This window comes from Synechococcus sp. R6-10, from assembly GCF_047461815.1.
In the GTDB taxonomy this organism is placed as follows: Bacteria; Cyanobacteriota; Cyanobacteriia; order Thermostichales; family Thermostichaceae; genus Thermostichus.
The window spans coordinates 1-10515 of sequence record NZ_JANSHW010000398.1 but is presented as its reverse complement, the minus strand read 5'-3'; the positions used below and the strand labels follow the sequence as shown (position 1 = coordinate 10515).

The window sequence follows — 10515 nt, the reverse complement described above, 5'->3', positions numbered from 1 at the left end:
CAAACAGAATGCTATCGCTGCATAGTTGAACAGTGATGTTCAGCAGTGTTCAGCGTAAATGTATCAGCTACACAGAAACTCTGTCCTGCCGGCACGACTGACCGTGGGGGAGTTCACAGAACAGCCAATCCGTCCGCAAAAATTAGGGATCCCCTCACCTGCGGGGATCCCAGATGGGGTACTGGATCAAACCTTAGCGAGGGAAAACCACCTGGGCTCGCAACTCGCCCGGCGGGTTGGCCTGCGTGTGAATGTTGATGTAGTAAGCTCCGGCCAAAAAGCTGGAGACTTGCTCAGGGGTGAGGTTGGCTTCCAGTCGGAAATTCCCCGACTGATTGCCTGGATCGGCAACATGTTCAAGACAAAGACCACCGGCCCTGTGGCCTGGGCGAAAGATTGTCCTGGCTGCGGCTGAGCAATGTGAATATGTCCAGGGCCAAAGTTAGCAATGGGTAGAAGTGGGGTTGTGAGATTTGTAAAGCTTCCTTAACCGCTGAGAAACAAGACAGCAACCAGGCAAAAGCCGCAAAAAGCCTCGAAAATTGAACGAGGCCGAAGGGCAAAACCGATCAACAACATGGAAAAAAGCTCCTCGGTCAGAGAACAGGCTAAATAAGGTACGTATCAGGCCAAGCTTCGGATTCATCTCTGGGTTTAAAAGACGGCGACATCACTGCTACCGAGAGACAAAAATCCCCACCCTGTGGGGGTTGGGGGATGGTGTAGACTGCACGCGGAGCAGAAATCTCTGACCGTACCTATAAAGTTGCGGAGAGGGGGAGAGGGTTCACCCAGGCACTTTCCCCAAGCTCGGTTCAGGATAGATCTGTCTATCCTCTGGCCGAGGCGGCCAAAGCAGAGTTCATGATCGGCCAGAACCAGTGGGGCCGCATCAGGATGACGGTGTCGATGACGTGGATGATGCCGTTATCGGCTTCGATGTCGGCTTGGATAACGGTGGCGTTATTGACCTCGAAAACGTCCCCTTCGATCAACAAGTCGATGGGAGATCCCTCTACCGAGCCCACACTTTGGTACTTGGCCAAATCTGCCTTTTTCAGGCGACCGGGCACCACGTGGTAACACAGGATGCGGGTCAGTTGGGGGATGTTTTGCACCAGAGTGGTGATGGTGCCAGGGGGCAGCTTGGCAAAAGCCCCATCGGTGGGGGCAAAAACGGTAAAGGGGCCGGGGCTTTTCAAAGTATCCACCAGGTTTGCCGCTTTAACGGCAGTTACCAAGGTGGAAAAGCCCTCAGCAGAGACGGCAATATCGACAATATCGGGCATGGCCGGGATCCTTTTGCTGTGAAGTTGTTGCTAACTGGATTGCTGCTCGAAAGGCTTTGGGATCATTAAAGTTGCCACGGGCTAGCGATAATTCTGATCCTGAATGTAGGCGAGGCGGGCTGCTTCCCGGATCCCATATTCCGGTCGGGTGAAGCGATTGAGTTGTCCCTCAAAATAACGGCGGTTCATCATCAAGTGCCGCGGATTTGGGTCATCAAGGGGATACAAGAAAGCCGCTCTTCCCGCCTGAATCACGGCTGAGGTGACGTTGTACATGGAGCGCTGGAAGCTAACCCCCAATTGAATCAGCATGTCCTCTTCGCCGCGGCAATGCTTGCGATAATACTCCACCAAATACTGGGGCAAAAAGTGGTACATATCCTGGTGCAAGAGCGTGGGCGGGATCCCGGCGGTGCCCACCGGAAACTTATCGGCGTAGAGGATCCCGTAGTGAAAGTCCAACTGGTTGGTGGGAACTTCGTTGGCCTGGGCGTTGTAGGACTTAGTGCCGCGGAAAGGAGAGGTGCGATAAAACACGGCCTCTACATAGGGGAAGGCAGCCTCATATAGCCAGGTGAATCCTTTGGATTTGGGCACAATATCGTACCATTCTCCCCGAATACGCACGCGGTGGTAGATGGGTCGTCCGGCAATGGCGAAGATCCCGTTGACCAGAAAGTTCATCGCCTCCGGCACGCTGGTAATTTTGCCTTCATCGTAGAGATCGCTCATCTCAAAAAAGACCGGAGCCATCACCTCCCAAAACAGGCCCAACACCGAGTACATGGTGGCCTGGCGGCACAGCTCCAAAAACATATCGGGGAAGAGCTTGTATAGCCCCATCAACAAGGGGTTGCCCTGGCAATAGGCGCGGATGGCGCGGTCGGCATTTTGCTTGTATTCTTCGGAATCCATGTAGGGATCCAGCAAGCCCCCCATATCCCGGTGCCAGAGCATGGCCCGCATACATTCTTCGGCAAATTCCATGTTGATGCGGTCATGCCAGAGGTGATGCAAAATCCTGGGCAGCTTGCGCTTCAGCTCCCCTTTTTCCATGAACTCCAGCAGCTCGGGATGGGCCGTAGCCTGGCCTCGCCAAATGCGCAAATCCGCGTTATCCCCCGCGTAGTGGTTGGCCAGCTTCAGATACTCTTCAGGAATGATGAACTTGAAAAAAGGCAAGGGATCCACAAACACCTGCTCGGCAATGTAGAGCAGATCCCGCCAGTAGAAATCCATCGGCACGGCATAGGCTTTGTAGAGGCCGATAATTTGCATCAGGTTTTCCGGCGTATCCGGCAACATGGATCCCCCAGCCTCCAGGCGGTGGACTACATCCGCAAAAGGGTGGGTAGAAGGGGGAAGCTTGCGGGCTGTGAGGGTTGTCGTCATAGAAGAAGTCTCCAACTCTTCAAAAGTTCTGGCTCCTTGAGGTCATTCCCTGGGATCTCAATTCCTGGAAGTTTCCCGCTTGCCTGGATCGGCTCCAGAGAGGGTGATGGGGGCAAGGTCACCGGCTGATGCCAAGATAAGCGTTTGGGCCTGAGCCACCTGGGTGGATAGGGTAAAGGCCAACGGTTGCGGCCATTTCACCAGGTTCATGGGCTGGATCCCAAACCAAACGATCAAGGCCGTCAAAATTAGCCCTGGGATCCGCTCCCAGCCATGCACGCGCGGGTAGTAGGCGGTACGGTTGTCCAATTTGCCAAAGCAGGTGCGGTTCAGCAAAATCACAAAGTACACCGCCGTCAAACCGGTGCCACAGATGCTGATCAAAGTGGGCAGAGGAAAATCTTGGTAGCTGCCCTGGAAGATCAAAAACTCCGCCACAAAGCCCACCAGGCCAGGGATCCCGGCGCTGGCCATCCCCCCCAAGATGAGCAGGGCGCTCACCGTGGGCAAGCCTCGCAAGGGGTTGAGCAGGCCGTTGAGCACATCCAGATCGCGGGTTCCCACTTTGCGCTCCACCAAGCCCACCAGATCAAACAGCAGCGCCAAGATGAGACCGTGAGAGACCATCTGCACCATCGCCCCGGTCAGGCTAATGGGGGTGGCTGCCGCCATGCCCAGCAAGATGTAGCCCATGTGGCCAATGGAGCTGTAGGCCACCATGCGCTTGATGTCTTTTTGGGCGATGGCTGCCAAAGCCCCGGACAACACGGCAATGGCTCCCCACCAGGCTAGGATCCCGCCCAGGTCGGCCCAAGCTTGGGGAAACAACTGCAGCCCAAAGCGAAACAGACCGTACGTGCCTAACTTGGAGAGGATCCCTCCCAGGAGGATGGCCACTGGCGGCGACGACTCCCCGTATGCATCAGGCAACCAGGTGTGGAAGGGGATCAGCGGCATCTTAATGCCGAAAGCCACGATCAAGGCCAACAGCGTCAAGGTCTGGGCAACAGGGCTGAGAGAGGTGATGCGGATCTCCAGCAGCTCAAAGCTATGGGGATCCCCCAGCCAGTAGATGGCCAAAAAGGCCCCCAACAGAAAGATGGCAGAGACGGCGGTATAAATCAAAAACTTGATGGCAGCATAATCCCGCTTGGGGCTGCCCCAGATGGAGATGAGCAGGTAGATCGGGATCAGCACCAGCTCGTAAAACAAGAAGAACAAAAGCAGGTTCTGGGCAACAAAAGCCCCGTTGACCGACCCGCTCATGAACAAAATGCAGCCGTATAAGAGGTTGGGCCGCTTCACCTCTGGCTCAGCTGTCAGCACCGCAATCAGCGTGAGCAGCCCATTCAAAGCCACCATCAGCAGGGAAAACCCGTCCAGGCCCAGGGAGTAGCTCAGCCCAATTGCCGGGATCCAATCCCACCGCTGCACCCACTGCAGCCCTTCCGCTTGCAGGTCAAAGTTGGCAAACAGCAGCAGCGAGATCCCCAGCAGGATCCCGGCCAAGGCCACCGCCAGCTTTCGCCCCCCCAAGCCCAGGAACAGGAGCAGGGATCCCAAGATCGGCAACACAATCAAGGCACTCAGCATGGTCTTTTCCCTCTTTATCTAAGGACTCCGTCCCGCTACCTTGCCCAAGCCTAGAGAATCAGCCAGCCCAGCAGGGCCACCCCCACCACAATCGTCAGCACGTAGGCTTGCAACTGGCCAGAGGTGGTGTATTTCAAAACCTGTCCACCCGCCAATACCGCCAAGCTGGTCAAATTTACCAAGCCGTCTACCACATAGCGGTCGAACAAGGCTGTAACCTCAGAGATGATGCGTACCGCAAACACCACACTGGCCCGGTAGAGCTTGGGGGTGTAGAAGTCGTTGGCCAACAAATCCTGCCAGTCGGCCAAGAAGGCCCAGTCCACCGGCTGCCGCTGCGGACGCAGGTATAGCCAGGCTCCCAAGGCAATGCCTGTCAAGCTGGATCCCGTCATTACCCCAACAGGGATCCCTTCCAGAGCGGGAATCAGACCTAGTGCCGCTAGGATCATGGGCATGTGCAGCGCCACCCCCATCGTGACCGTCATGGGCAGCATCATCGGCCAATGCACCTCCGGCGAACGCTCGCTCATCTGCTGCGGCTTGCCCCCCCAGATCAGGCCAAACACCCGTGTCAGCCCTAGGGCCGTTACAGCATTGGTGACCAGCACGACTGCCGCCCACAACCCCTGCCCCGATTGCACCAACTGCTGCCACAGATCCGTCAGCACCCAAAAGGAACCGAAAGGCGGCAAAGCGATGATTCCGGCCATTCCGGTCAAGAAGCACAGCCCTGAGATAGGACGCCGCGACCACAGCCCGCCCAGGTAGCGCAAATCCTGGGTAATGCTGTTCCAGATCACCGTGCCCGGAGCCATCACCAACAGGGCCATCGCGGGCGCATAGGTCAGCAGCAACCCATAGGCTTGCTGGGGATGACCGGTGCCCACCGCCACAAAAATCAAGCCCATGTAGGCACTCACCAGATAAGACAAAGCTCGCTTGGCGTCGATCTGGGCCAAGGCCACCAGGGATCCCCCCACCGCCGTCAAGCTGCCGATAGTCAGCATCACCCTTAGCACTGTTGGGGAAAGCTCGTAGAGGGGTTGCAGGCGAATCAACACCCAGGCCCCCGTGCCCACCACCACTGCGTTCCGCAAAATCGAGGCCGGGATCGGCCCTTCCATCGCCTCATCTAGCCACAGGTGCAATGGGAACTGGGCACACTTGCCCACCGGGCCAGCCAGCAACCCCAGCCCCACCAGCGCAATCAAGGTCGGATCCACAGTGACAGATCCTGCCTGCACCGCCTCTGCCCAGGCCGCCAAATCCTCAAACTCCCAGGAGCCGGTCAGGGGATAGATGGCGATCACTCCCATCAAAAGCAACAGGTCGCCGATGCGCTTGGTTAAAAAAGCATCCCGCGCCCCTGTCACCACCAGCGATTGGTTGAACCAAAAGCCCACCAACAGGTAAGTGCCCAGGGTCAAAATCTCCAGGATCACGTAGCTGAAAAAGAGGGAGTCGCACAAAGCCAAGGCACACATTCCCCCCTCAAACAGGCCCAGCAGGGAGAAAAACCGCGCCCAGCCCCAGTCCATTTCCATGTAGCCAAAGCCGTAGATCTGGGCCACCAGGTTCAGCCCCGTCACCACAGCGCAGGCCCCCAGAGTTACCGATGACACCTGCAGCGGCAGCTCTAACATCAGATCCCCCACCTGTAGCCAGGGCAACCGAATGACCTGCGCCAGCTGATCCCAAATTGCCACCAGCGCCCCCACGCTGTGCAGGAAGGCCATCAACGTCAAGAGCGCATTCAGATAACCTGCCGGACGTGGTCCCGTGCGCCGGGTGATTCCTGGGGACCAGATCAGCGCTCCCGCCCACCCCACCAAGGCGTAGAGGGGAATCAGCCATGCAGTTGTGACCAGCCCGTTCAAGCTCATAATCCTCCTTCGGCCAGGGATCTTGGCCAAACTGGAACACTTGCTGAGATCCTGTAAAAAATCTTAAAAGGCATCTTAGCGGCGAACCGAGATAGATAAAAATTGAACTTTCCGATAAAAACTATAGACAAAAATCTATAGTTCAAGCAGGGGGAGCAGAATAACCTCTGTCGTTGTCACCCCCTCACTCTCTAAAGCGTAGATGGAAATGAACCCCTTGGGAACCTAAGGATTTGCGATTGTTTGGACACAGGGAATGATCAAGAAAACTAGGTTTAGCGCTCCGCACCGCCAAAGCGAAGGCCTACGGCCCGCTGTCGCGACAGAGCGGCTTTGTGTTATGGTACGGGTTGATCTCCGCCAACTTGAATATGGCGCAGTGTCAATAAAAAGTGTCTGGGAGTTCATCCCAGTAGTTGGGGCTATGGCATCTGCTAACGCAAACACGACCCCGTCCACCCCTTCTCCCAAGGTTGCTGCTCAAGCTGCTGTGAAATTGCCGAGAAGACTGAGAACAACGACTTAGAAGGGCGTCTTGACTTTGGGTTGCTTGACCTTTAGCTCGCGAAGCCGTTTCAACATCTTCTGGAAATACTCCGCTAGGTAGTCCTCAAGAGAGGTCAGAGAGGCCAGTTCAATCCCCAGGGTTTCGCATACAGGCGTCATATCGGCGTGCATGGGTTCTTTGGCCGCGATCACCTCCACAAACGCCAGCCGGTCGGCAATGTTCCAGCTCCACTGAAAGAACTGCGCCACCTTGCGCGCCCCTCTCAGCAGTCCCAGCGGCATGGTGCTGACTTTGGCCTTTTTGCCGGAGAGCTGCTCGCACAAGGCGATGACTTCTCGGGCCGTCCAAGCCTTAGGCCCCACCAAGGGAAAGATTTGCTGCTTGGCGGCTTCTACACTGAGGGATCGCACCGCAAACCGGGCAGCATCCAAGGTGTCCAGGTAGGCCGTCGGCACGCCCTCGCCGGTTACCCAGACGATTTGTTCTTCCAAGATGGGGATGGCGTACTGGCCGATCAACCCCTGCATAAAGCCCGCCGGACGAAAAATCGTGTAGGGCATCTGGGATCCAACCAAATACTTCTCAATGTGATGCTTGAAATTCATCAGGGGCACATTGGGATACTCGTGGTGGGCGCCCATGATGGAGAAAAAGATAAAATGCCCTACCTGGGCAGCCCGTGCCGCATTGATCAGGGCAACTTTGCCATCCCAGTCCACCTGACGGGCGCTGAGGGTATCGGTCACCCGCACCGTGGCACAGTCGATCACCGCCTCGATGCCTTCCATCGCGGAGTTGAGGGTGCTGGGCTGAAGCAGGTTTCCCACCTTCAGGTGAGCGCCCCATTCACTTAAGAAAGCAGCCTTTGCCGGATTTCGCACCAGACAGGTAACTTGGTGTCCCTCTTCGATGGCTCGGCGCACCACCTGACGGCCCAGCGTTCCCGTCGCCCCCACAACCAGCACGTTCATAAAATTATCATTTCTTAACCTTAGGCTTAGTCTATCAGACCAGCGCAACTCCCGACACAACCTTAGAGGCAGCAACAAACCAATGGGGATCCCTTGCCAAACCGGCTCTGAAGGGATCCCCAAAGTTGGGTACTGAAGCGTCTAGCTGGCCAGCTCGTTCATGCGTTGCGCCAGGGTAAAGTCCAGTTCTGTAATGCCCCCGGCATCGTGGGTGGTAAGATGCACCCGCACGCGGTTGTAGACATTGGTCCATTCGGGATGGTGCCCCATGCTCTCGGCCACCAAGGCCACACTGCTCATCCAGCCAAAGGCTTCGACAAAGGAGCGAAACTGAAATTGACGATGCAGCTTCCCATCCTGCAAAGACCAGCCCGGCAGATTTTCCAGCTTGGCTTGGACCTCAGCTTCACTGAGTTTGACAGGTCTGGACATGGGCGTTCCCTCCGGTCGATGCCATCGTTTTCATCACGCTTTCATCAAAGGAGCAACTGAGAGCGGATCCCGGCTTATTCACAAAACTTCATGACCTTTGTATTCATGCTCTTCTACATGCGCGTCTATGGGCGCGGGGCTGAGCGGCTTGTACAACCAGTAGCCTTGTACAGCAAAGTGGGCCTGCTGATAGAAATGGAGGGCGGCTTGGTTGTGATGGTAAACCTGCAGGGTAATGGCAGCTAGCTGCTGCTGGGATCCCCATCGTTCCACCTGCTGAATGAGGGCCTTGCCCAGGCCCTGCCGGCGATGGGCGGGATCCACCCAGAGCAGAAAGATGTAGGCTACCCGCCGATGGGTGGCTTGATCTGTGGAGATGCCGGCCCAAACACAGCCCACCGGCTCTGCAGTTTCTTCTTTCAAGATCCACCAGCAGGGGGTGCGGGGTGGGTCGAAGAGGCGATCCAGCGTCTCTTCTAGGTGATCCCAGTTGCTTTGCTCTGGAAAAGATTCCTGCAACGTGGCCTGCAATCCTCGTCGCACCCAGGGCCGATCCCAGGCTGAACCAATGCGCCAACGGTAACCGGCGGGCAAAGGGATCCCTTGTTCAGCCATCCTCAGGCATTTGCAGAAAGGGCCACAGGCGTCGCTTCTTCTAGAGGGGCAGGCTGGGCCATATCCTCCGGCAGAAACGAGCGAATGCTCACCACCACCAGGGTAAACAGAAACACCAGCAGGATGAGAGCGGGAAAGATATATTGCCGCAGGATGCTCATGCTTCTACATAATCATTTCAAGTTTCTACAGCATAGCGTGCAGGGAGGGATCCCTGGGCAGCTTTTCGGAAATCTCCTCGGTTTTTCTTCTCCTGATCTCCATCTCAGCCCCTATCGACTGACCCTGGGGGATCCCATGCGTCAATAAGGTGAGAAAGTGTAGCCTACGATTCCAAAGTGAGGTTGGCTGTGCATTAAGGTCGAGCGTAGTTGTGGGTCATCCGCCCCACCTGATCCCACTGCTGCGCGACGCGAGCGGAGAATCCATGAGCACTCCCAATCGCCCCTTGAAGACCCTTGGGATCCCTCCCAATGCTTGGGCCGTGAATGCCGAAATGGCCGACATCACCCGTCCGCCCTTGGATCCCCGGCCCATCCTGCTACCCACCTCCAGCAAAACCCTGCGCTTGGATCTGGCCAAGGCGGCGTTGTTGGTGATCGACATGCAAAACGACTTTTGTCATCCCGACGGTTGGCTGGCCAGCATTGGCGTCGATGTTACACCTGCACGGGCTCCCATCGGCCCTCTAAAAGCCCTGCTGCCCCGCCTGCGACAAGCTCAAGTGCCGATTGTGTGGGTGAACTGGGGCAATCGCCCTGACTTGCTCAACATCAGCGCCGGCTTGCGACATGTGTACAACCCCACCGGAGAGGGAGTAGGGCTGGGGGATCCCTTGCCTAAGAACGGGTCTTTGGTCCTCACGCGGGGCAGTTGGGGCGCTGCTGTGGTGGAGGAACTGGAGGTCAAGCCCGAGGATATCTGGGTGGATAAGTTCCGCATGAGCGGCTTTTGGGATACCCCTCTCGATAGCATTCTCAGAAACCTGGGGCGCACCACCCTCTTTTTTGCCGGCGTGAACATCGACCAGTGCGTCATGACCACGCTGCAAGATGCCAATTTCCTCGGCTACGACTGCATTTTGCTGGAAGACTGCGCCGCCACCACCTCTCCTGAATACTGTTTGCTAGCTACCCTCTACAACGTCAAGCAGTGCTTTGGCTTTGTCGCCTCCTCCTCAGATTTGCTCGCGGCTCTCCCCTGTTAGCACTTGCCCACTATTCACCCCTCATCTCTTGAGCGGAGGATCCGGATGCAAACGCTTTCCCGCTGCGTGATTCCAATTGTTAAAACCCCTGCCGATTATCAGGCTTTTCGCATCAGCCCCCACGATACCAATCGCCTGGCCATCGTGTTCGATCCTTCTCATGCTCAGATTTCTCTAACCTTTTGTGTGGAGATCTTCGATGAGGGAGGCAAAACCCCTCCAAATCGCCATCAAATGGCTGTGGAAATGTTTTTTGTTCTCAAGGGGGAAGGCCTGGCCATTTGCGATGGAAAAGCGGCCCCCATCAAAACCGGAGACAGCATTTTGGTTCCGCCAACAGGCGTGCATGAAATCCGCAACACCGGCCCAGGCCGCCTCTACGCCCTCTGCTTCATGGTGCCCAACGAAGATTTTGCCGAGCTCATCCGCTCCGGCACTCCTGCGGACTTGGATGAGGAGGATTTGCAGGTGCTGTCGGGGGGCTGGAGAAGGGCATTTGCTGAGGCTTAGGCCTCAATGCCTCTGGGAGCTGTAGAGGTTGGAAGTCAGGGGTACTGATACATTCACGCTGAACTCTCCTGAACATGGTTCAGGAAAGAAGCGATCGCATCCTGCCTATCTC

General features: G+C 56.5%; 11 protein-coding genes. 2 read left to right on the top strand and 9 right to left on the bottom strand.

The features are described 5' to 3' along the window. Positions 1-193: 193 nt before the first annotated feature. From NW837_RS11125 to NW837_RS11085, 9 genes are all read right to left on the bottom strand, one after another. Positions 194-277, bottom strand: a complete 84-nt coding sequence (locus tag NW837_RS11125) for a CHRD domain-containing protein (protein WP_414331531.1) — start codon at positions 275-277, stop codon at positions 194-196. A gap of 553 nt (positions 278-830) precedes the next feature. Continuing rightward, positions 831-1289 (bottom strand): fasciclin domain-containing protein, encoded by a 459-nt coding sequence (locus NW837_RS11120; protein ID WP_011434417.1) that lies wholly within the window; start codon positions 1287-1289, stop codon positions 831-833. Between the two features lie 81 nt (positions 1290-1370). Continuing rightward, positions 1371-2681: a CO2 hydration protein gene (locus NW837_RS11115; RefSeq protein ID WP_414331529.1), complete on the bottom strand. Its 1311-nt coding sequence runs from the start codon at positions 2679-2681 to the stop codon at positions 1371-1373. Positions 2682-2738: 57 nt separating this feature from the next. Continuing rightward, positions 2739-4274, bottom strand: coding sequence for an NADH-quinone oxidoreductase subunit M (locus tag NW837_RS11110; protein WP_414331526.1), 1536 nt, complete (start codon positions 4272-4274; stop codon positions 2739-2741). A gap of 50 nt (positions 4275-4324) precedes the next feature. Then, positions 4325-6160 carry an NAD(P)H-quinone oxidoreductase subunit F gene (locus tag NW837_RS11105; RefSeq protein WP_414331524.1) on the bottom strand — a complete coding sequence of 612 codons (1836 nt, stop codon included), beginning with the start codon at positions 6158-6160 and terminating at the stop codon, positions 4325-4327. Between the two features lie 522 nt (positions 6161-6682). Further along, on the bottom strand, positions 6683-7639 hold the full coding sequence (locus NW837_RS11100) for an NAD(P)H-binding protein (protein ID WP_414331522.1): 957 nt from the start codon (positions 7637-7639) through the stop codon (positions 6683-6685). Positions 7640-7780: 141 nt separating this feature from the next. Next, a complete protein-coding gene (locus NW837_RS11095; protein ID WP_099812243.1) occupies positions 7781-8071 on the bottom strand; it encodes a 4a-hydroxytetrahydrobiopterin dehydratase in 291 nt (96 codons plus the stop codon). Positions 8072-8149: 78 nt separating this feature from the next. Continuing rightward, positions 8150-8686, bottom strand: a complete 537-nt coding sequence (locus NW837_RS11090) for a GNAT family N-acetyltransferase (RefSeq protein ID WP_414331519.1) — start codon at positions 8684-8686, stop codon at positions 8150-8152. A gap of 2 nt (positions 8687-8688) precedes the next feature. Continuing rightward, positions 8689-8847, bottom strand: coding sequence for a hypothetical protein (locus NW837_RS11085; protein WP_011434410.1), 159 nt, complete (start codon positions 8845-8847; stop codon positions 8689-8691). Between the two features lie 266 nt (positions 8848-9113). Here NW837_RS11085 and NW837_RS11080 point away from each other — a divergent pair, with 266 nt between their 5' ends. Both NW837_RS11080 and NW837_RS11075 read left to right on the top strand, forming a co-directional pair. Continuing rightward, positions 9114-9893, top strand: coding sequence for a cysteine hydrolase family protein (locus NW837_RS11080; RefSeq protein WP_414331517.1), 780 nt, complete (start codon positions 9114-9116; stop codon positions 9891-9893). Positions 9894-9938: 45 nt separating this feature from the next. Further along, a complete protein-coding gene (locus NW837_RS11075; protein WP_414331516.1) occupies positions 9939-10403 on the top strand; it encodes a cupin domain-containing protein in 465 nt (154 codons plus the stop codon). Positions 10404-10515 lie beyond the last annotated feature (112 nt).

Excerpts from the sequence above, each read along its gene's own strand:
- NW837_RS11120 (WP_011434417.1), bottom strand. The coding sequence starts at position 1,289 with ATGCCCGATATTGTCGATATTGCCGTCTCTGCTGAGGGCTTTTCCACC.
- NW837_RS11115 (WP_414331529.1), bottom strand. The coding sequence starts at position 2,681 with ATGACGACAACCCTCACAGCCCGCAAGCTTCCCCCTTCTACCCACCCT.
- NW837_RS11110 (WP_414331526.1), bottom strand. The coding sequence starts at position 4,274 with ATGCTGAGTGCCTTGATTGTGTTGCCGATCTTGGGATCCCTGCTCCTG.
- NW837_RS11105 (WP_414331524.1), bottom strand. The coding sequence starts at position 6,160 with ATGAGCTTGAACGGGCTGGTCACAACTGCATGGCTGATTCCCCTCTAC.
- NW837_RS11100 (WP_414331522.1), bottom strand. The coding sequence starts at position 7,639 with ATGAACGTGCTGGTTGTGGGGGCGACGGGAACGCTGGGCCGTCAGGTG.
- NW837_RS11095 (WP_099812243.1), bottom strand. The coding sequence starts at position 8,071 with ATGTCCAGACCTGTCAAACTCAGTGAAGCTGAGGTCCAAGCCAAGCTG.
- NW837_RS11090 (WP_414331519.1), bottom strand. The coding sequence starts at position 8,686 with ATGGCTGAACAAGGGATCCCTTTGCCCGCCGGTTACCGTTGGCGCATT.
- NW837_RS11085 (WP_011434410.1), bottom strand. The coding sequence starts at position 8,847 with ATGAGCATCCTGCGGCAATATATCTTTCCCGCTCTCATCCTGCTGGTG.
- NW837_RS11080 (WP_414331517.1), top strand. The coding sequence starts at position 9,114 with ATGAGCACTCCCAATCGCCCCTTGAAGACCCTTGGGATCCCTCCCAAT.
- NW837_RS11075 (WP_414331516.1), top strand. The coding sequence starts at position 9,939 with ATGCAAACGCTTTCCCGCTGCGTGATTCCAATTGTTAAAACCCCTGCC.